Source organism: Nocardioides exalbidus, assembly GCF_900105585.1.
Classification (GTDB): Bacteria; Actinomycetota; Actinomycetes; order Propionibacteriales; family Nocardioidaceae; genus Nocardioides; species Nocardioides exalbidus.
Genome location: NZ_FNRT01000002.1, coordinates 351,355 through 372,155, shown reverse-complemented (window position 1 = coordinate 372,155; position 20,801 = coordinate 351,355). Strand labels below are relative to the sequence as shown.

Here is a 20,801-nt window from a genome sequence, read left to right as displayed (position 1 = left end):
TCAGCCGCGCGTCAGCGTCGGCAGCCTGATCTCGATGCGCGTCCCGCGGCCCGGCGCCGAGTCGGCCCGGATCGTCCCGCCGTGCCGGTCGACCGCGGCCTTGACGATGGCGAGGCCCAGGCCGGAGCCGGGGATCCGGCGGTCGTGGGCCTCGGTCGCCCGGTGGAACGGGCTGAACATCAGGGCCAGGTCGTGCTCGCCCATGCCGATGCCGTCGTCGGAGCAGGTGAGCAGCGTGCCGTCGCCGTCCGCGCACACGCCCAGGCGTACGACGCCTCCCGCCGAGCTGTACTTCACGGCGTTGCCCAGGACGTTGTCGACGATCATCTCGAGCTCGCCGGCGTCGCCGGTCACCTGCGTCCCGGCAGCCACGTCGGAGGTCTCGAGCTCGACGCCACCCGAGCGGGCGATGCGTTCGTAGGCGTCGGCGCAGCGCATCACCAGCAGGTCGAGGTCGACGAGCTCCCGCGCCGCCGGCTTGCCGGGCTCCTCCAGGCGGGCGAGCGACAGGAGCGACTCGACACTGTCCTCGATGATGCGGGCGGAGCGCTCGATCGCCTCGAGCCCTCCGCTCACCTCCGCCGGCGTCCCGGCGCGGCCGTCGCGGAGGGCGGTCAGCTCGTCCAGGTGCAGGCTGATGCTGGTCAACGGGTTGCGGAGCTGGTGGGCCAGGGTCGCGGTGAACCAGCTCTTGTAGTTGCTCAGCTCGCGCAGCTGGTCGATGAGCTCGACCTGCCGCTCGAAGGCCTGCGCGTGGCGGACGGCGTTGCCGACCTCGCGGCCGATCGCCAGGACGGCGTCGACGTCGTCGAGGCTGAACGGCTCGTGGCCGTCGGCGCGGGTGAGCACGATCCACCCGACGCACCGGCCGTCGGCGCCGAGCGGCGCGAGCAGCATCTCCCTGGCCCCGAGCGTCCGCATGAAGCCCAGGGCGAAGTCGCGCCCCTCCGGTGTCGTCAACGGCTCGGCGTCGGGCTCGTCGAGGTGGTGCAGCGAGGCCGTCTGCCGCTCCCAGCAGACCTGGGCCGCCAGACCGGCGCGCTCGACGACCTCCGGCGTGATGAGGTCCTCGACCTCCGGGGGGTGGGACGCGCCGTAGTCGCGACCGGCGCTCATCGGGTCGTCGGACCCGAAGGCCTGGATCGTGGCGAGCTGGCTGTCCATCACGCGCTGGAGGACGCGGACCGCTTCCGAGATCACCCTCTCGACGTCACGGTCCTTGACGGCCGCCTCCACCACCTCGGCCACGGCGTTGCGGAGCTGGGTCCGGCGGCGCTCGACCCGGCGCCTGGCCGAGGCGCGCATGTGGGCGGCGAGCAGGACCCCGACGGTGTCGACCATCCCCTGGTTGCGACCGATCCCGGTGTGCGCGGCGTCGGAGCCGGCTGCGACACGGGCCACCTCCTGCAGGAGCTCGTAGGCGTCCTCGCCCCCGAACTCGGCGAGCGCGTCCACGCCCTCGGCAAGGATCGCGAGGCCGTCGCGCGGCCTGGCGGTGTCGGTCTCGTCCAGCACTGGCTCCCCTTGGTGGTGCGGCCCAGAGTAGGGGACGCTCGTCACGTGCGGGGGTGTGGATCGCCGTTCTGGTCTCCGGTCAGCGCTTGACCTTGATGACCCACGTCGACGTCGCCGGCAGCGTGGTCGCGTCGCCGGAGTAGCGGACGCTGATCCGCAGCCTGCCCGCCTTCACCCTCGGCAGCCGCACCTTCGCGGTGCCGGACGAGAGGGCGAGCGTCCACGACTTCTTCCCCGCCGTGACCACCACCGTGCCGGTGGCGGCGACCGATCCGCGGTCCACGGTCACCACGACCCTGGGACGGCTCCCGGCCCTCGCGGTCGCCGGCGCCTTGACCCGCAGGGTCGCGGGTGCCGGCGGGGACGAGCTCGTCGAGCCCGGCGGGGTGGTCGGGACCGTCGGGGTGGTCGGGGTGGTGGCCGGCGGGGTCGTGGGGGTCGGCGTCGGCGTCGGTGTGGGCGTCCACGTGACCGGGGCGACACCGTCGCAGCTCCCGGTGCGGGACAGGGTGTACGCGCCGAGCGAGCCGTAGTCGTCGTACCCCGTGGTCCACGTGCCGTTGCCGACGCCGTCGACCGCCACGTAGTACTGGCCCGACGCCAGTGTCCGGCTGAGCGAGGCGTCCATGCCCGAGGCGGTGGTGTCGCTGACCTGTGCCGAGGGCGGGTCGGCACTGGCGACGACCTGGCCGGTCGCGTCGAGGAGGCTCAGTCCGATGTCGAGGTTCGTGGCTGCCGCGAGCGGCTCGGCGTCGACGGTCACGGGTCCGGAGCAGGTGCCGAGGGCGTACGTGTCGACGTCGGCGCGTGCGGCGATGTAGGCCGTCGAGCCGGGGAGCGCTGGTGCGCCCACGATCGTCGGCGGCGCCTCGTCGGTGCGCAGCCCGACGACACTGGTGATGATCGCGACATCGTCCTGATGCTCGTTGGCTCCGTTGTAGTCGCCCTTGCTCCACTGGCTGATCGCCTTGTAGTAGCCGACGCCCATGATCGGCGCCCACGCGCCGTGTCCTGCGTCGTAGTCCGGGTTCCCGGTCGAGCTGCCGTCGTGGTCGAGGCCGAGGTTGTGCCCGACCTCGTGGCTGGCGGCCTCGGCGATGGCCTTGGAGGAATTGGACAGCGACTGGGGGAAGACCCAGGCTGGCTGGTAGTAGCCGTAGCCGTCCCCGCCGGGCGCCTGCGTCTGCCCGAAGGCCCGGAGGTAGGCGACCCCGCCGCAGCCGCCGCGACAGATGGCCGATTGCGCGCCGGTGCTCGGCGTGATCAGGACGTGCGACCCGTAGGTGGTGTCGGCGGGGCTCGACCGGTGGATCGCGCTTGGTCCGGGGTCCTGCGTCGTGACGTCGACGTCGAACGGTGCGTAGTCCTCCGCCACCGCCGCCCAGACGGCCTGGATCTTCGCCTTCTCCAGGTCGTCGAAGGCGGCTCCATTGCCAGAGGGGTCCCAGCCGGGTTGGGTCGTCGGGACGGACGCGTTGGTGGCGTGCCAGCTGGTGCCGCTCGCGGTGCCACCGTCGAAGTCGAGGAAGATCGTCCGGGCCGAGTCCGCCTTGCTGTGCAGCGCGAAAGTCTGGTCGAGGGGAGCGACCGCTTCGACGGGTCCGGTGGCGGGCGCGGAGAAGCCATTCTCTTTGAAGAACACGCGGCCCGCGAGGTCGAGCCAGGCGGTGCGGTCGGTCGTGAGGAGCTCGTCGAGCTCGGGACCGGTCATGCCGTTGAGCGCGGCGGCCTCGTCGACCTGGTCCCCGAGGAGGCGTACGGCGCTCGCACCCCGCGCCGGTCGCGGCAGGTCGACGTCGGATGCCGTCCCGACGGACGACCCGGAGGCCTGCACGGTCCCGGGGACCGTGGCGAGCGCGCCCGCGGCGAGCAGCAGGGACAGGGCTGACGTGGCGCCGATGCGGCTGCCGACGGATCGACGCATGGGCGAACGCTAGGGATGCGGTACCCCGGGCCGCAGGCGAATCTCCAGATCGACTCCCTCCGACGTCTGCGACGCGTGGACAGCAGTGTGGAAATCGTTATCGACATCGATTGACACCTCCGCTCGCCGTGCTGCACGCTGCACAGGTGTGACCTACGTCATAGGGGCGTGGGCGGAGAGGACCGATCGAGATGCGGAAGCAGACACGAGGCGCGGCGCTTGCCCTGCTGTGCGTGGGGATGTCGTTGACGGCTGCCTGCGGCGGCGGTGACGACTCCGCCAGCGGTGACGACAACACCATCACGTGGTGGCACAACTCCAACAACGAACCGGGCAAGGGCTACTACGAGAAGGTCGCGGCGGACTTCGAGGCCGACCACCCCGGCACCACCGTCGAGGTCACGGCGATGGCCCACGAGGACATGGTCGACAAGCTCGCCGCCGCCTTCCAGAGCGGCGACATGCCCGACGTCTACATGGAGCGCGGCGGCGGTGAGCTCGCCGCCCACGTCGACGCCGGCCTGACCCGCGACCTGACCGAGGACGCTGCCGACGAGATCGAGGCCATCGGCGGTTCCGTCGCCGGGTGGCAGGTCGACGACCGCACCTACGCGCTGCCGTTCTCCCTGGGAGTCGTCGGGGTCTGGTACAACACCGACGACTTCGCCGCAGCGGGCGTCGAGCCGCCCACGACGATGTCCGAGTGGGAGGCGGTCAACGCCGACCTGAAGGCCGACGGCATGACCCCGCTGTCCCTGGGCGCGGGGGACAAGTGGCCGGCCGCGCACTACTGGTACTACGCCGCCGTGCGGACCTGCAGCCAGGACGTGCTCACCCAGGCCGTGACCGACCTGGACTTCTCCGACCCGTGCTTCGTCGAGGCGGGGGAGGTGGTCCAGGACCTCATCGGCACCGAACCGTTCAACAAGGGCTTCCTCGCCACACCGGCACAGGAGGGCGCCACCTCGGCATCGGGCCTGCTCGCCACCGGGAAGGTGGCCAGCGAGATGCAGGGCCACTGGGAGCCCGGCGTGATGCAGGGCCTGACCGACGACGGCAAGGGACTCGGGGCGAAGACCGGCTGGTTCCCGTTCCCCGCGGTCGAGGGCGGTGCCGGCGACCCGGCCGCCGCGCTCGGGGGCGGAGACGCGTGGGCCGTCGCGCAGGACGCGCCCGACGCTGCCGTCGACCTGGTGAAGTACCTGCTGAGCGAGGACGTCCAGAGGGGCTTCGCCGAGAACGACATGGGCCTGCCCACCCTCCCGGCCGCGACGGACGCCGTCAGCGACCCGGTGCTCGCGGACCTGATCCAGGTCCGTGACGACGCGCCCTTCGTCCAGCTCTACTTCGACACCGCCTTCGGCGAGTCGATCGGGGGCGCCATGAACGACGAGATCGCCCTCATGTTCGCCGGCCAGGCCAGCCCGCAGGACGTCGTGGACGCCATGCAGCAGGCCGCCGACGAGCAGGGGTGAGCCAGCACCTGTGAGCCTGCAACACGCCTCGACCACCGCCCCGGACACGGGGACGGCTGCTCCCGCGCAGGGGGCGCGACCCGTCGCATCGCCGACGCGTCGCGTCCCGCGGCCAGGACGACGCCCGCAGTGGCGTGAGCGGCTGGAGATCCTCGTCCTCGTCCTCCCCGCGCTGGTGCTCCTGGGGATGTTCGTGGCGTGGCCCGTCGCCTCTGCCGTGCGGATGTCGCTCTACCGCTGGCGTGGGTTCGGCCCGATGGACGACTTCGTGGGGCTGGACAACTACCGGCGGGTGATCACCGACGACGTGTTCACCCAGGCGGTGACGCACAACCTGGTCATCGTCGTCCTCAGCATCCTGATCCAGCTGCCCCTGGGGCTGGGAGTGGCACTCCTGCTCGACCGCTCGATGCGAGGGCGTGGCCTGGCGCGCACCTTGATCTTCGTGCCCTACGTGCTCGCCGAGGTGATCGCAGGCGTGATCTGGTTCCAGCTGCTGCTCCCCGGCAGCGGTGTGGTGGACGGTCTGCTCGGCGGGGTCGGCATCACCCCGCCCGACCAGGGCTTCCTCGGCACACCGGGGCTGGCGCTCTGGGCGATCATGGCGGTCCTGACGTGGAAGTACCTGGGCCTGGCGATCCTGCTCTTCCTGGCGGGACTGCAGACCGTCCCGGCCGACGTCCACGAGGCGGCCCAGCTCGACGGCGCATCCTGGTGGCAGACCCAGTGGCGCATCGTCATCCCCCTGCTGGGACCGACGATCCGCACCTGGTGCTTCCTGTCGATGATCGGATCGCTCCAGCTCTTCGACATGGTGTGGGTGCTGACCGGCGGTGGTCCGGCGAACGCCACCACGACCATGGCGACCTACCTCATCACCCAGGGCACCCAGCGCGGCAACTACGGCATCGCGGGAGCGGCCTCCGTGGTCCTGTTCGTCATCGGCGTGGTGATGGCCGCGCTCTACCAGCGGATCGTGCTGCGGCGCGACACGCACGTCGAGAGGTGAGCCCCGTGTCCCCCACCCAGCCGTCACGCCGGCGCCGGACCGCCCACGGCGGCGGTGGTCCCGCCGTGTACGTCGTCGCGCTCGCGGTCGTGGCGCTGAGCGTCGGACCGGTCGTCTACGGGGCGCTCAACGGCTTCCGGTCCAACGAGCAGCTGGCCCGCGACCCCGCCGGCCTGCCGAGCCCCTGGCGGTTCGACAACTACTCGGCGGTGTTCACCAACCCCGACTTCTGGCGCTACGCCACCAACTCGATGGCGGTGGCCGCGCTGACCACGGTGATCGCGGTGGGCGCCGGTGTGATGGCCGCCTACCCGCTGGCCCGCTACCAGTTCCGGGGCCGCGAGCCGATCTTCATGGTCTTCGTCCTCGGTCTGCTCTTCCCCCTCGCGACGGCGATCATCCCGCTGTCGATCTTCATCAGCCGCGACCTCCAGCTGTCGAACACGTGGTGGGGGGTCGCGCTGCCGCAGGCCGCCTTCGCGCTGCCGGTGACCGTCGTCATCCTCCGGCCCTTCCTGATGGCGCTGCCGCGCGAGCTCGAGGAGGCCGCACTCATCGACGGGGCGTCACGGATCGGCGTCTTCTGGCGGATCGCGGTGCCCCTGAGTCGTCCTGCCCTGATCACCGTCGGCGTGCTGGCGTTCGTCGGGTCGTGGAACTCCTACCTGCTTCCGCTGCTCGTCCTGCAGGGCGAGATGCGCACCCTGCCCCTGGGCGTGGCCGACTACTCCACCCAGTACTCCGCCGACACCGCCGGGGTGCTGGCCTTCACCACCGTGGCGACCCTGCCGGCACTCATACTCTTCCTAGCCCTCCAGGGACGGATCGTGAACGGACTCCAGGGCGCGGTGAAGGGATGACGAGGATGGTGGGCATGCCGGGTGCGCCCCGCGGGATCGACGACCTCGCCGCCGGCCCCGGCGTGCGGTCCCACCGGCGGGTGACCATGCAGCAGGTCGCCGTCGAGGCCGGGGTCTCGGTGTCGACGGTGTCGAAGGTGATCAACAGTCGCTACGGCATCTCGGCGGCCACCGCGGCCCACGTCAACGGGGTGATCGAGCGGCTGGGCTACGAGACGAGCCTGGTGGCCCGGAGCCTGCGCAACCAGCGAACCAACGTGATCGGTGTGCTGGTCGCCGACTTCGAGCCCTTCAGCACCGAGGTGCTCAAGGGCGCGGCCGACGCCATCCGGGATTCCGGCTTCGAGCTCGTCGCCTACTCGGCAGGCGGACGGGTCGACGAGCACGTCGGGTGGGAGCGCCGCTACCTCTCCCGGCTGATGGGCACCCTGGTCGACGGCGCCGTCCTGGTGACACCGACCGTGACCGACGTCGACAGCGACGGTCCCGTCGTGGCCATCGACCCCCACACCGGGAGCACGACGATCCCGACGGTGACCGCTGACAACCTGCAGGGCGCGCGGGCCGGCGTGCGACACCTCCTGCAGCTGGGTCACACGCGCATCGGCATGGTCACCGGCCGCGTCGACCTGGTCTCGGCCCAGCTGCGTGAGCAGGGCTTCCGCGAGGCGCTCGCCGAGGCGGGTGTCGCCGTCGACGATTCGCTCGTCGTGCCCGGAGCCTTCGAGGCCGACGTCGCGCGCGAGGCGGCTCGCGGCCTGCTCGGCCGGCCCGGACGACCCACGGCGGTCTTCGCCGCCAGCGACCAGATGGCGCTGGCCGTGCTCGAGGTCGCGGCTGAGCTCGGCATCCGCGTCCCTCACGAACTGTCCGTCGTCGGGTTCGACAACATCCCCGAGTCGGCGCTCTCCGACCCGCCGCTGACGACCGTCCAGCAGCCGATCCGCGAGATGGGTCGCGACGCCGTCGCGCTGCTCATCGAGCTCATCGAGGGCGCCGAGCCCGCCGAGCTGCACCGCACGCTGGGTACCGACCTGGTGCTGCGTCGCTCCACCCGAGCCCTCGGAGGTACCCCGTCGTGACCACGCCCTCATCCGCTGATGCTCCCGTGCCGTGGCGCGACCGGGGTGCCGCGGTCGCGGACCGGGTCGAGGACCTGCTGGGACGCATGACGCGCGAGGAGAAGGTGGCCCAGCTCTCGGGCATCTGGCTCCTCGCGGCCGACTCCGGCGAGATGGCGCCGATGCTCCACGAGTCCGGTCCCGACATCTCGTGGGAGGACACGATCGTCGACGGCCTCGGCCAGCTCACCCGTCCGTTCGGGACGTCGCCGGTCGAGGTGGAGCACGGCCTCCGCATCCTCGCCGAACGACAGACCCAGGTCCGCGCCGCCAACCGCTTCGCGCTCCCCGCCCAGGTGCACGAGGAGTGCCTGACCGGTCTCAACGCCTGGGGAGCCACGATCTACCCCACGCCGGTCAGCTGGGCCGCGACCTTCGACCCCGACCTGGTCGAGCGGATGGGCGAGCAGATCGGCGCGCTGATGGCACGCCTGGGGATCCACCAGGGCCTGGCCCCGGTCCTCGACGTCGCCCGGGACCTCCGCTGGGGACGGGTCGAGGAGACGATGGGGGAGGACCCGTTCCTGGTCGGCACGATGGCCTCGGCCTACGTCCGCGGCCTCCAGTCCGCCGGCGTCGTCGCCACGCTCAAGCACTTCCTGGGCTACTCCGCCTCCCGGGGCGGCCGCAACCTGGCTCCCGTGGGCATGGGCGTGCGCGAGCTCCACGACGTGATGCTGCCGCCGTTCGAGATGGCGCTGCGCGCCGGCGCGCGCTCGGTCATGAACGCCTACACCGACATCGACGGCGTCCCCTCGGCAGCAGACCCGACCCTGCTCACCACGCTCCTGCGTGACGTCCTGGGCTTCGAGGGCACGGTGGCCGCCGACTACTTCTCCGTCGCGTTCCTGCACTCACTCCACGCGATGGCCGCCGACCTGGCCGAGGCCGCCGGCCTGGCGCTGGAAGCGGGGATCGACGTCGAGCTGCCGACGGTCGACGCCTACGGTCCTGCGCTGCTGGAGGCCCTGTCCGATGGGCGCGTGGACGAGAAGGTGGTCGACCGTGCGTTGCGTCGTGTGCTGCGGCAGAAGTGCGAGCTCGGGCTGCTCGAGCCCGACTGGGCGCCGGCTCCGGTGCGACCCGTGGACCTCGACCCACCGGAAGCCCGTGAGCTGGCGCTCGACATGGCCCGGCGCTCCGTCGTCCTCCTGGCCAACGACGGTGCCCTCCCACTCCCGCCGTCGAGCCGGGTCGCGCTGGTGGGCCCCAACGCCGACACCGGCGAGGCGATGCTCGGGTGCTACTCGTTCCCCATGCACGTGCTCGCTCACCACCCCGGCACCCCGCCGGGGCTGGCGATCCCCACGCTGCGCGAGGCGCTGTCGACGGCGTACGACGTGGTCCACGAGCGTGGCTGCGCCGTCGGTGTCCCGGGGCGGGCGGAGGACGACGCAGCCGATCCGGAGGCCGAGCTCGAGGCGGCGGTGGCTGCAGCGCGTGGGGCCGACGTGTGCGTGGCGGTACTGGGTGACCGCGCCGGGCTCTTCGGCAAGGGCACGTCGGGCGAGGGCTGCGACGCGCCCGACCTGCACCTGCCGGGCCGGCAGGAGGAGCTGCTGGAGCGGCTGCTCGACACCGGCACCCCGGTCGTCGCCGTGCTGCTCGTCGGCCGCCCCTACGACCTGAGCGCCTACGCCGACCGGCTCGCGGCAGTCGTGTGCGGCTTCTTCCTGGGGGAGGAGGGCGCGACCGCGGTGGCCGAGGTGCTCTCGGGACGGACCAACCCCTCGGGCCGGCTCCCGGTGAGCTTCCCCTCGGCCGGCAGCACGCAGCCCTCGACTTACCTGGCCTCACCCCTGGCGCAGCGCAGCGCCGTGACCGCGCTCGACCCGACCCCGCTCTTCCCGTTCGGTCACGGCCTGGGCTACGACCGTGCGACCTGGCGGGGAGTGGAGCTGGGCTCCGGGGCGAGCTGGCCGACGGACGGCGAGGCCGTCGTCCGCGTCGAACTGTCCAACGACTCCGGCCGTGACGTCTCGGAGGTGGTGCAGGTCTATCTCCACGACTGCGCCGCCTCGGTCGTCCGGCCGGTCCAGCGGCTCGTCGCCGCCGTCCGCGTCGACCTCGCCCCGGGCGAGCGGCGCCGGGTCGACCTGCGCCTTCACGCCGACCTCACGTCGTTCACGGGTCGGGACCACGTCCGGATCGTCGAGCCCGGCGCCGTCGAGCTGCGGGTCGGCCGTTCCAGCGCCGACCACGAGGCGGTGCTCAGGCTGACGCTCGCCGGCCCGGGCCGATCCGTCGGCCCCGACCGGGTGCTGGAGCCCGTGGTCACGCACGAGGCCCTGTGAGCCGTGGCGTCGCGCCCGGAGGGGCGACCCGCCCGGTCCCGGCACCCGTCGAGGAGGCCCGCGGCACGGGCCGCACCGCCGCGCTGACCTTCGACGACGGTCCCGACCCGCGCCAGACCGGTCGGCTCCTCGACGTCCTGGGTGCCCATCGTGTCACGGCCACCTTCTGCGTCGTCGGGTCCAGCGTCCTGGCGCCGGGTGGTGCTGCGCTGCTGCGGCGCATCGTCGCCGAGGGCCACACGGTGGCCAACCACTCGGTGGACTTCGACGACCTCGGCGCCGCGACCGAGGACGAGGTCGAGGCGCGGCTCGCGGAGACGCTGCGCATCATCCGGACGACCCTGGGCGATCCCCACGTCCCGGTGCCCTACTTCCGCGCCCCGAACGGCTCCGTCGGTCGTACCGGTCCGGTGGCCGTGCGGCTGGGCATGCAACCCCTGGGCCTGGGCAACGTGATCCACGACTGGGACGCCTGCGCGGACCGCACGGTCGGCGCGCTGGAGGACCGCCTGCGTGCCGCGGTCTCGCCCGGCGCCGTCGTCCTGGCCCACGACGGCGGCGGCGAGCGCGCGAGCACCGTGGACGCCGTGGCTACCGTGGTGCCCGAGAAGATCGCCGCTGGATTCACCTTCACCCTGCCGCGTGGCGGCGCCGAGGAGCTTCGATGAGCGCCCGAGACCCGAGCCGCCGCACCAACTGGGCCGGCAACGTGACCTACCGGGCCCGCGAGCTCGTGGAGCCGGGCAGCACCGAGGAGCTGCAGGAGGTCGTCGTGGCGGCGGCGAGGGCAGGGCACCGCGTCCGTGCCCTCGGCACCCGGCACTCCTTCTCGACCGTCGCCGACACCGACGGGGTGCACGTCGGCACGCGCGGCCTGGGCACGTCGGTGCGGCTCGAGGACGGGCGGGACGGGGTGCTGGCGGTGGCGCCTGCCGGATCGACGTACGCCGAGATCGCCCCCGTGCTCCACGCGCGAGGTCGCGCGCTGCACAACCTCGGGTCGCTGCCGCACATCAGCGTGGCGGGTGCCTGCGCGACCGGCACGCACGGGTCGGGCGACCACCTCGGGTCCCTGGCGACGGCGGTCGCCGCGATCGAGCTCGTCACCGCGTCCGGTGACCTGGTCCGCATCGACTCCGACGACGCCGACTTCGCAGGAGCGGTGCTGTCCCTCGGGGCGCTCGGTGTGGTCACCCGGCTGTGGCTGCACACCGAGCCCACCTACGACGTGGGCCAGCGCGTGTGGGAGGACCTGCCGCTCGGCGAGGTCGCCGAGCAGCTCGACGCGGTGCTGGGGAGTGGCACCAGCGTCAGCGTCTTCACCGACTTCGTCGACCCCGACCGGGTCACGTCGGTCTGGGTCAAGGAGCGCGTCGGTCGTCCGGCGAGCCTCGCGCCGTGCCTGGCGTCGCGAGCGCCGTCGACGCGCCAGGTGCACCCGGTGCCAGGTGTCGACCCGGCCGCGGCGACTCCGCAGCAGGGCATCCCGGGGCCGTGGCACGAGCGCCTGCCCCACTTCCGCGCCTCCCACGTGCCGAGCGTCGGGGAGGAGCTGCAGAGCGAGCTGTTCCTGCCGCGCGCCGCCGCACCGCACCTGCTGCCGGCCCTGGCCGCGATCAGCGACGTGGTGGCACCCGCGTTGCTGGTCCACGAGATCCGGTCGGTCGCGGCCGACGACCTGTGGCTGAGCCCGCTGCGCCACCGGGACTCGGTCGTCGCGCACTTCACCTGGCGTCCCGAACCCGCGTTGGTCCAGCCCGCCCTGCGCGCCGTGGAGGACGCCCTGGCGCCGTGGGAGCCGCGCGCGCACTGGGGCAAGATCACGGCCACCCCGGAGCTGCGCGTTCCGCCGGGTGCCTACGACCGCGCTTCCTTCGACGCGCTCCGCCTCCGCCTCGACCCCGGTGGCGTCTTCGCCAACGACCTGCTGCCGGACTGAGCCCGGGCGGACCCGTCAGGGGCCGATCGCCGCCTCGAGCGCTGCGACGGCGGCCTCCGGTCCCGGTGCTGCGGCGACCGCGGCGGCGACTGCCCGGCACCGCTCACGCGTCGCGCTGTCGCCGAGGGTCGCGACGACCTGCTCGCCGATGTCGTCGGCCGACGCCGTGGCCGCGTCGAGCGTGGTGGCCAGGCCGAGCTCCGAGGCACGCCGGGCGTTGTGCGGCTGGTCCGCCCCGAGGGGGAGGAGCACCGACGGGAGGCCGTGCGCCAGCGTGGCCACCAGGCTGCCCGAGCCGCCGTGCGAGACGACGAGGTCCACGCCCGGCAGCACCTCGTGCTGCGGCAGGAACCGCTCCACCCGGACGTGGGACGGTTGCGGCCCGAGGTCGGCAGGGTCGAGTCGCCGGCCGACGGTCGCCACGACGTCGACGCCCCGGTCGTGCAGACCGGCCAGGATGCGGTCGAAGAGGTCGCCCGAGCCGTGGTTGAAGATCGTCCCGAGCGTGACGTAGACCGTCCGCCGTCCCCGTGGCTCGCGCAGGGCCGGCGGCGTCGTCGACCGGTAGTGCACCGGTGTGACCGCCAGGGGCGCCTCGGGGCTGCGGAAGCCGGGCGGTGCGTCCGAGAGCACCAGGCCGGACGTCAGCCGGGTGAGCGCCGGGTCGGGTGCCAGCCCGTGCTCGGCGCGTACGACGTCGAGCTCGGGGCCGACCAGCTCGGGACGGACGAGCAGGCCGGAGGCCAGCACGAGGTGGGTCGCGACGGGCACGCCGAGCAGCTCGGCAGCGATCGTCGTCCCGAGGTCGGTCTCGTCGCGCAGCACCAGGTCGGGCCGGAACGCGTCGATGACGGCCGGGACCGCGGCCGCCATCCGGCGGGCTCCGCGGGACGCGAAGTTGCGGGCGAACTCGGCCTCGGTCGCTGCGGCATCCATCACCTCGAGCGGTTCGCGACCCTGGCTGGCCGGGACCTGGTCGTGGTGCGGCGGCGGGCTCGTCGCGAAGGCCCGGAACCCGGCCTCCTCGATGGTCGGGACCAGGCCTCCCGACCCGGCGATGCCCACCTCGTGACCGGCGTCGCGGGCCGCACGGGCCAGCGGCAGGAGCGGTGCGAGGTGGCCGAGGCCGCCGACGAACGTGACGAGGAGTCGCATGGTCCGGCCAGCCTACGGAGGCTGTCGGCTGTCGGTGCGGTTCGCCAGACTGGGTGCATGGGGACTCGGGAGCACGACGGACGCAGGGGGCGCGGCGGCCACAACGCCATGGCACGCATGCCCGTCCCGCGGGAGCCGCGCCGGTTCTACGACGGCGGCACCCTGGCCGGCGACGACGGTCCCGGCGAGCCGCCCGACCCCGGCACCGACCCGCGGATCGTGCTGGAGCGGCATGCCGAGGAGGGCGTCGAGCTGTTCGAGCTCGAGCGCCGCCTGGCCTACCTGGACCGGCACGTCGGCGAGCTCCTGGTGCCGGCGAGCCCCGACTTCCGCACCGACCTGACGTCCGTGCCGGCACTCTTCACCTGGCTGGTGCCGAAGACCGGTGCGCACCTGCCGGCGGCGCTGCTGCACGACGCGCTCGTGGCGGGGCCCGACGACCCGTCGTCCTACGTCTCGACCGACGGCGTCGAGGTCGACCGGGTCGAGGCCGACCGGATCTTCCGCGACGCGATGGCCGACACCGGCACGGGCGTGATCCGCCGGTGGATCGTGTGGACCGCGGTGACCGTGGCGACGATCTTCGTGGGACGTCCGGTGCCGTGGAGCCGCGCGCGGCAGTGGACCTACCGCGTCGTCGCCGGTCTCACCATCGCGACCATCGTCTACCTCGGCTACAGCTCGACGAGCGACCTGTTCGACCGGTCGTGGTGGGGAGCGGTCGACGTGCCGTGGATGGGCGAGCGGCCGTTCGTCGTCGAGCTGGCCGGCGGCCTCGCGGGCGCCATCGTCGTCCCCCTCGCGCTCAGCCTGCTGTGGGGTCGGCTCCGGATGGCCGGTGCGATCGCCGGCGTCATGCTCGCCGTGCTGCTGCACGTCACCGTCGGGCTCGCCGTGATCGCAGCGACCTACGTCGCGCTCGAGCGGCTCGCCCGGCGGTCGCCGCCCGCCGCCTGGACGCTGGCGGCCGTCGTGGTCGTCGCCTCGCTCGTGGTCTTCGGCGCGGTCAGCCTCGGCTGATCCCGACCTGCGCGAGCCAGCGGCCGGTGAACGAGTCCGCCGGCAGGTCCTGCGTGACCAGGTCGACCCCCGTCCGGAAGGCGACGTAGACGAGCCCGAGCGCGACCGCGGTCACGACCATCCCGTTGAGGTTGCGCGGGAAGCGGCTCGGCACCGACCGCACGCGGTGCCAGCCACCGACGAGGCCGGCGGTCACCACCGCCGACACGATGCTCGCGGCGGCCGCGCCTAGCACGGTGCCGAGCAGGCCCAGCCGGCTGATCAGGATCGCCGAGGTCGCGGCGGCGGTGGCACCGGCGACGAGCTGGGGCAGGCTCAGGTCGAGGAGGGGCTTGCGGTCGGTCTGTGGGTCGTCTGGTTCAGGCATCTCATGCGTACGACGACCGGGCGCGGCGGTTGGTTTCCGGTCGTGAGCAGCCTCACTGTGCTCTTGGCGCTCGCTCCGCTCGCGCGTCCCTCCGCGGAGTCGTGACGGCGCACGTGCACGTCAGCCGACCACTCAGCTCAGCCGTCGCGCTCGCCGCCCCACGTTGTCGTGACGACGAGCGAGCAAGCGGGGCGAGCGCAGCGAGGCAGCGCAGGTCGAGCGAGGAGGAAGGACGACGTCCTCCGGGGCGGCGAGCACGCGCGAGCGGAGCGAGCGCCAAACAAGCACAGCTGATTCAGCGCAGCGAGTAGGTCGCGAGGGAGACGCCGACGTAGTGCGCGACGAACGCCAGCACCGTGAACGAGTGGAAGACCTCGTGGAAGCCGAACCAGCGCGGCGAGGGGTTGGGGCGCTTGAGGCCGTAGACCACGCCGCCCACGGTGTAGAGGATGCCGCCGGCGGCGACGAGCACGAGCGTCGCGATCGCGATGCCGGAGCTGAACTTGTCGGCGCCGTCGACGAACTGCGGGATGAAGAAGACCGCCGCCCAGCCGAGCGCGAGGTACATCGGGGTGTAGAGCCAGCGCGGAGCGTCGGTCCAGAAGACCCGGAACACGACGCCGGCGATCGCGGCGCCCCACACGAGCACCAGCAGAGTCGTGCGGGCGCCCCCGTGCAGGAAGAGCAGGGCGTAGGGCGTGTAGGTGCCGGCGATGAGCACGAAGATGTTGGCGTGGTCGAAGCGGCGCAGGAACGCCCACGCGCGCGGCGACCAGGTGCCGCGGTGGTAGATCGCGGAGACGGTGAAGACCAGCAGCGCCGACAGCGCGAACGCGGCAGAGCCGATGCGTGTCGAGGCGGTCGGGGAGAGCGCGACCAGGACGATCCCGGCGGCCAGCGCGACCGGGGCGGTCCCGGCGTGCAGCCAGCCGCGGAGCTTGGGCTTGACCTCGGCCATCTTGTCGGCGACGAGCTCGCTCGCACGCTCGACGGCGTTCTCGACGCGGTCGCGCTGCGTCATGACGTGGTCTCCATGTAGAGAAGTTACCCGCTCGGGGGTGACGCGCGCACGACACCGCGACAAGTTCTGCCCCTCGCCCGGCGCTACCATCGCTGGGTGGTCAACATGAAGGACGCCGTGCGTCGGGTGCTCTACCCGGCCTACGAGTCCCGGGTGGTGAGGAACCTCTCGTCCGACCGCATCCCCCAGCACGTCGGCGTGATGCTCGACGGCAACCGCCGCTGGGCCAAGGCCGTCGGCCTCAACACGGCCGCGGGCTACCAGGCCGGCGCCGACAACATCCGCCCGATGCTCGGCTGGTGCGAGGAGGTCGGGGTCGAGGTGGTCACCCTGTGGCTGCTCTCGAGCGACAACCTCACCAACCGCCCGCCCGAGCAGCTCACCGGTCTGCTGACGATCATCGAGGGCGCCGTGGAGTCGCTCGCCGAGGCGGGCCGCTGGCGGATCCACCCCGTCGGCGCGCTCGACCTGCTGCCGACGGAGACCGCCGAGCGGCTCAAGGCGGCCGCGGAGGCCACCCGTGACATCGACGGCATCCTGGTCAACGTCGCCGTCGGCTACGGCGGGCGCCGCGAGATCGCCGACGCCGTCCGCGCGCTGCTCGCCGACCACGCCACGAAGGGCACCTCGCTGGAGGAGCTGGCCGACCTGATCGACGTCGAGCACATCGCCGAGCACCTCTACACCAAGGGCCAGCCCGACCCCGACCTCGTCATCCGCACGTCCGGCGAGCAGCGGCTCGGCGGCTTCCTGCTCTGGCAGTCGGCGAACTCGGAGTTCTACTTCTGCGAGGCGCTGTGGCCCGACTTCCGCCGGGTCGACTTCCTGCGCGCGATCCGTGCGTACGCCGCCCGCGAGCGCCGCTTCGGCGGCTGAGCGCGACCTCCCGCAGCGGCCCGGCTGCGTCCGCCGGGTCGTCGTACGACCTCGTAACACGGCCGTAGCAAACGTCATCTGGCCGTCACCTCGCGTTCGGGCGTGTCGCCCGGGTTCGAGGTGTGTGCGGGCGTACTTTCGCGACATCGGCAGGTGGGGAAGCCAGCCGAACCGGGAGGGCAGCCTTGAGCACTCTGATGGGAGCTTTCCGGTCCGTTGAATGACAGCGGGCCGGGGCGAGGAGTGCGCGCGCCGGCCCACAGCAAGGGGTTCGCAGTGGCCACCAGCTTGACCTCGTCCCGTCGCTCCGCCAGCACCACCTCCATCAGCGCCGACCGCCGCACGTACGTCCTGGACACCAGCGTCCTGCTGGCCGACCCGGCGGCGATCAAACGCTTCGCCGAGCACGAGGTCGTGCTCCCCGTCGTGGTGATCACCGAGCTCGAGGGCAAGCGGCACCACCCCGAGCTCGGGTTCTTCGCCCGCTCGGCGCTGCGTGCGCTCGACGAGCTGCGGATCGTCAACGGCCGCCTCGACCAGCCGGTCCCGATCGGCACCGAGGGCGGCACGCTGCGCGTGGAGCTCAACCACACCGACGCCGCCTCCCTGCCGTCGGGCTTCCGGCTGGGCGACAACGACACACGCATCCTCGCCGTGGCCCGCAACCTCGCCGACGAGGGCTACGCGGTCACGCTCGTGTCCAAGGACCTGCCCCTGCGGATCAAGGCCTCGGCCGTCGGCCTCGACGCCGAGGAGTACCGCGCCGAGGCGATCAGCAGCTCCGACACCGGCTACTCCGGCATGGCCGAGGTCGAGGTGGCCGCCGCCCAGCTCGACGAGCTCTACGAGGACGGTGTCATCGACCTCGACGAGGCGCGTGACCTGCCGTGCCACAACGGTCTCGTGCTGCTGTCCGACAGGGGCACGGCGTTGGGCCGCGTGGGTGCGGACAAGCGGGTGCACCTGGTCCGCGGCGACCGCGACGCGTTCGGGGTCCACGGCCGCTCGGCCGAGCAGCGGGTCGCGCTCGAGATGCTGCTCGACCCCGAGGTCGGCATCGTCTCGCTCGGCGGCCGCGCGGGCACCGGCAAGTCGGCGATGGCGCTGTGCGCCGGCCTGGAGGCCGTGATGGAGCGCCGCCAGCACAAGAAGGTCGTCGTCTTCCGTCCCCTCTTCGCCGTCGGCGGCCAGGAGCTCGGCTACCTGCCCGGCTCGGAGAACGAGAAGATGTCGCCCTGGGCGCAGGCGGTCTTCGACACTCTCGGTGCGCTGGTCTCGCGCGACGTCGTCGACGAGGTGATGGACCGTGGCCTGCTCGAGGTGCTGCCGCTGACCCACATCCGCGGCCGCTCGCTCCACGACTCCTACGTGATCGTCGACGAGGCCCAGTCGCTCGAGCGCAACGTGCTGCTGACGGTGCTCTCGCGCATCGGCGCCAACTCCAAGGTCGTGCTCACCCACGACGTCGCCCAGCGCGACAACCTCCGGGTCGGGCGCCACGACGGCATCGTCGCGGTGGTGGAGAAGCTCAAGGGCCACCCGCTCTTCGCCCACGTCACCCTCACCCGCTCCGAGCGCTCGCCCATCGCGGCGCTCGTGACCGAGATGCTGGAGGACGTCACCCTCTGACGGCGCCGCTGCTGCACCCACCCCGGGCTCGCCGAGGTGGGTGCAGCAGCTCGACCGGCGTCGCAGCCATCACATCGAGTGGCTGGTGGGGTCGGTGATACGGCCGGTGCTGGTGTGACTGAAGGGGCACCTCCAGTTTCGCCGTTCGGTTTGCGTGCCCTCCGGGGCTCATGCATGGTGGCTGAGACCGTTTCGTGATCTCGGTCGTGAGCAGGGTCGGGGACCCGGCTCCGTCGCCCCGAGATCGGCCCGGTCGCCGGTGCGCCCAGGCGTGCCCCACCCCCGTCGTCGACCCCCCGAGAACCGTGCCGAAGCCAGACAAGTACGTCCCCAAGCACCGCGCCCCCGGCAAGCACAAGGCCGCGCGCGTCCCGCACCGAGCGGTCCGCACGACGGTGGCCCTGACCGGCATCGCCGCCGCCGTGACCGGCGTGAGCGTCGCAGGCGGCCTCGCCGGCAGCGACCCGTCCACGCTGACCCCGGCCGCGGCCGACGTCGCGACCAGCTCGCCGGAGTCGTCCACCGCCGCGTCGAGCACCCCGACGCTCAGCGCAGCCGAGACCGCCGCCGCGCTCGAGCGACGCGAGCAGGGCCAGGTCGTGTCGCGCTCGGCGCGACGCACCGACGCCACCAAGGCCACGACGCTCTCCATGTCCGCGGGCACCGCGGTCACGAAGACCCAGAAGCTCTCCGAGGGCGACCCCCGCGACATCGCGCGGGCGCTCCTGCCGGTCTACGGCTTCTCCTCCGACCAGTTCTCCTGCCTCGACTCCCTCTACATGAGCGAGTCCGGCTGGCGGGTCGACGCGGACAACCCGTCGTCGTCGGCCTACGGCATCCCGCAGGCGCTGACCGGCCTGCACGACATGCCGGAGGGCTACATGACCTCGGCCGAGGTCCAGATCCGCTGGGGCCTGGACTACATCCAGGGCACCTACGGCACCCCCTGCAGCGCGTGGAGCTTCAAGCAGGGCAACGGCTGGTACTGATCCCGGTCGGCCGAGTGGTCTAGCGGATCTCACCCAACTGGCCCGATCGCCCCCACGGACGCCCCGGACGCGCCAGACTCGGTGACCGACAGCTCGCGTGCGCCTCGCGCAGGGCGGGCTGCCACGAGTCGACCGGGGGGTCGAAAGAGGCGCGACCCGACCGTCCGTGGACACAGGGTGGACGTACGGGTCGCGCCTCGCTCTCGTGGCTCCCGCGGCAGGTCGTGGGCTCAGCCCGCCGCCGCGACCTCGATCGACATCACGCAGTTCTTGAGGCCCTTGGGCCGGTCGTAGGTGAAGCCGACGCGCTCGTACATGCTCCGCGTGCCGTTGTAGAGCCACGACGCCGACGTCTTCTTCGTCTGGCCGGTCAGGTCGTGGGGATAGCCCTCGACCGTCCCGCCGCCGTCCGCGGCGATCAGCTCCAGCGCGCCCCGCAGCGCCACCTCGGCGAGCCCCTGCCGCCGTCGTCCCTTGTCGACCCGGATGCAGGTGATCCGGTAGTCGGGATCGGCGTCCTTCTCGGCGTCGTACTGCTTGCGGTGGTGGATGTCGGGCAGCTCCTCGGGGGTGCCGTACTCCGCCCAGGCGACGGCCTCGTCACCGTCGAAGACCAGCGCCGCGTGCGCGATCCCCTCGTCGACCATCGCCTTCTTGAAGGCCTTGTTGCCCTCCGGCCCGGGCTCGCGGTCGTCGCGGTCGGCGTGGAAGGCGACGCACCAGCAGCCCCCGAAGAGGCCGCCCATCCGTTCGTTGAGGCCCACGAACGCGGTCCACGTCTCGGGCGTCAGCCGTCGGACGTCGTACGTCGGCGAGGTGGCGGTGGTCGCGTCGCTCATGCCGCGACCGTACGACCGGAGGCGGACGATCGGCTACCGGCTCTGCCCGCAGATGGTGGTCAGCGGGCCTCGAAGACCGTGACGTGCCCGGTGTAGGTGCGCGGTCCCTCGAAGTCCGGCATGACGAGGCCCTCGTCGAGGGTGTCGAGGTAGGCCTGCGCCTGCTCGCGGTCGACGAAGACGGCACGGGTCTCGAGGTCTTGGCGGCGAACGTCGCTGAAGCGCCGGCCGAGGGTGAACTCGCCGTTCTCGCTGGAGAAGTTCAGCACCATCCGCCGGCCGCCGGTCTCGCGGCGCAGGTCGCCAAGGTGGTCGTCGCCATTGGTCACCGCGACGAAGGTGCCGCCCGGACGCAGCACGCGCCGGACCTCCGCGAGCGCCCGGTCGAGGTCGCGCACGTGGTAGAGCATCCAGCCGGCGTAGACGACGTCGAAGCTGTCGTCCTCGAACGGGAGGTAGCAGACGTCGCCCTGGCGGGCGTCGACCCCCCGGGCGCGGGCGAGCTCGACGAAGGCGTCGGACCAGTCGATCGCCACGAGGGTGACGCCGGGGAGCGCCGCGATCCGCTCGGCCATCGCGCCCGTGCCGCAGCCGACCTCGAGGACGTCGGAGTCGCCGGTCATCGCCCGGTCGATCGCCTTGAACGCCTCGTTCGACGGGTCGCGGCCGTCGTCGGTGGGCTGCCAGACCGACGTGCGGGTGGCCAGCTTGTCGTCGGTGTCGTACTGCGACCGGAGGTGCTCGGGGCGGGTGATGTCGTCCACGGGA

At 72.5% G+C, this 20,801-nt stretch carries 18 protein-coding genes; 11 read left to right on the top strand and 7 right to left on the bottom strand.

Features of this window, described 5'->3' with window-relative positions; all coding sequences use genetic code 11:
- Positions 1–1,515: a sensor histidine kinase gene (locus BLV76_RS02185; RefSeq protein WP_090967658.1), complete on the bottom strand. Its 1,515-nt coding sequence runs from the start codon at positions 1,513–1,515 to the stop codon at positions 1–3.
- Between the two features lie 79 nt (positions 1,516–1,594).
- A complete protein-coding gene (locus tag BLV76_RS02180; protein WP_090967657.1) occupies positions 1,595–3,439 on the bottom strand; it encodes an Ig-like domain repeat protein in 1,845 nt (614 codons plus the stop codon).
- Between the two features lie 191 nt (positions 3,440–3,630).
- On the opposite strand from BLV76_RS02180, the gene BLV76_RS02175 reads away from it, so the two are divergent.
- From BLV76_RS02175 to BLV76_RS02145, 7 genes are read left to right on the top strand one after another with little or no spacing between them, the layout of a single operon-like run.
- Positions 3,631–4,914 carry an ABC transporter substrate-binding protein gene (locus BLV76_RS02175; RefSeq protein WP_090967656.1) on the top strand — a complete coding sequence of 428 codons (1,284 nt, stop codon included), beginning with the start codon at positions 3,631–3,633 and terminating at the stop codon, positions 4,912–4,914.
- A 10-nt stretch (positions 4,915–4,924) separates the two neighbouring features.
- Entirely contained in the window at positions 4,925–5,923 is a 999-nt protein-coding gene (locus tag BLV76_RS02170) for a carbohydrate ABC transporter permease (protein ID WP_245734506.1), read from the top strand.
- A gap of 5 nt (positions 5,924–5,928) precedes the next feature.
- Positions 5,929–6,783: a carbohydrate ABC transporter permease gene (locus tag BLV76_RS02165; protein WP_245734505.1), complete on the top strand. Its 855-nt coding sequence runs from the start codon at positions 5,929–5,931 to the stop codon at positions 6,781–6,783.
- A 14-nt stretch (positions 6,784–6,797) separates the two neighbouring features.
- On the top strand, positions 6,798–7,865 hold the full coding sequence (locus BLV76_RS02160) for a LacI family DNA-binding transcriptional regulator (protein ID WP_175539539.1): 1,068 nt from the start codon (positions 6,798–6,800) through the stop codon (positions 7,863–7,865).
- Positions 7,862–10,198 (top strand): beta-glucosidase family protein, encoded by a 2,337-nt coding sequence (locus tag BLV76_RS02155; RefSeq protein ID WP_090967654.1) that lies wholly within the window; start codon positions 7,862–7,864, stop codon positions 10,196–10,198. The genes BLV76_RS02160 and BLV76_RS02155 overlap by 4 nt, the downstream gene beginning before the upstream one ends.
- Positions 10,195–10,866 (top strand): polysaccharide deacetylase family protein, encoded by a 672-nt coding sequence (locus tag BLV76_RS02150; protein ID WP_245734504.1) that lies wholly within the window; start codon positions 10,195–10,197, stop codon positions 10,864–10,866. Before BLV76_RS02155 ends, BLV76_RS02150 begins: the two co-directional genes overlap by 4 nt.
- Complete coding sequence (locus BLV76_RS02145) at positions 10,863–12,137, top strand: FAD-binding protein (RefSeq protein ID WP_090967652.1); 1,275 nt, start codon at positions 10,863–10,865, stop codon at positions 12,135–12,137. The genes BLV76_RS02150 and BLV76_RS02145 overlap by 4 nt, the downstream gene beginning before the upstream one ends.
- Before the next feature lie 15 nt (positions 12,138–12,152).
- Here the strand turns inward: BLV76_RS02145 and BLV76_RS02140 are convergent, their stop codons facing one another.
- Positions 12,153–13,292, bottom strand: coding sequence for a glycosyltransferase (locus BLV76_RS02140; protein WP_090967651.1), 1,140 nt, complete (start codon positions 13,290–13,292; stop codon positions 12,153–12,155).
- A 57-nt stretch (positions 13,293–13,349) separates the two neighbouring features.
- On the opposite strand from BLV76_RS02140, the gene BLV76_RS02135 reads away from it, so the two are divergent.
- Entirely contained in the window at positions 13,350–14,312 is a 963-nt protein-coding gene (locus tag BLV76_RS02135) for a DUF1353 domain-containing protein (protein ID WP_139306441.1), read from the top strand.
- Here the strand turns inward: BLV76_RS02135 and BLV76_RS02130 are convergent.
- Together BLV76_RS02130 and trhA are read right to left on the bottom strand one after the other, a co-directional pair.
- Entirely contained in the window at positions 14,299–14,679 is a 381-nt protein-coding gene (locus BLV76_RS02130) for a hypothetical protein (RefSeq protein WP_090967649.1), read from the bottom strand. The two genes, BLV76_RS02135 and BLV76_RS02130, sit on opposite strands and share 14 nt — an antisense overlap.
- Positions 14,680–14,974: 295 nt before the next feature.
- Positions 14,975–15,700 (bottom strand): PAQR family membrane homeostasis protein TrhA, encoded by a 726-nt coding sequence (gene trhA / locus BLV76_RS02125; RefSeq protein WP_090967648.1) that lies wholly within the window; start codon positions 15,698–15,700, stop codon positions 14,975–14,977.
- A gap of 105 nt (positions 15,701–15,805) precedes the next feature.
- Between trhA and BLV76_RS02120 the strand changes: the two genes are divergently transcribed.
- The 3 genes from BLV76_RS02120 (at position 15,806) to BLV76_RS02110 (ending at position 19,194) form a co-directional block, all read left to right on the top strand.
- Positions 15,806–16,576 carry an isoprenyl transferase gene (locus BLV76_RS02120; protein ID WP_090967647.1) on the top strand — a complete coding sequence of 257 codons (771 nt, stop codon included), beginning with the start codon at positions 15,806–15,808 and terminating at the stop codon, positions 16,574–16,576.
- Between the two features lie 276 nt (positions 16,577–16,852).
- On the top strand, positions 16,853–18,205 hold the full coding sequence (gene phoH2, locus BLV76_RS02115) for an RNA 5'-3' helicase PhoH2 (RefSeq protein WP_425433725.1): 1,353 nt from the start codon (positions 16,853–16,855) through the stop codon (positions 18,203–18,205).
- 305 nt (positions 18,206–18,510) lie between these two features.
- Positions 18,511–19,194: an aggregation-promoting factor C-terminal-like domain-containing protein gene (locus BLV76_RS02110; RefSeq protein WP_090967645.1), complete on the top strand. Its 684-nt coding sequence runs from the start codon at positions 18,511–18,513 to the stop codon at positions 19,192–19,194.
- Positions 19,195–19,424: 230 nt separating this feature from the next.
- Here BLV76_RS02110 and BLV76_RS02105 read toward each other — a convergent pair whose 3' ends face one another.
- Both BLV76_RS02105 and BLV76_RS02100 read right to left on the bottom strand, forming a co-directional pair.
- A complete protein-coding gene (locus tag BLV76_RS02105) occupies positions 19,425–20,033 on the bottom strand; it encodes a GNAT family N-acetyltransferase (RefSeq protein ID WP_090967644.1) in 609 nt (202 codons plus the stop codon).
- Positions 20,034–20,092: 59 nt separating this feature from the next.
- The gene (locus BLV76_RS02100) at positions 20,093–20,797 is read right to left on the bottom strand and encodes a class I SAM-dependent methyltransferase (RefSeq protein WP_090967643.1); all 705 of its coding nucleotides are present in this window, start codon (positions 20,795–20,797) and stop codon (positions 20,093–20,095) included.
- Between the last annotated feature and the right edge of the window lie 4 nt (positions 20,798–20,801).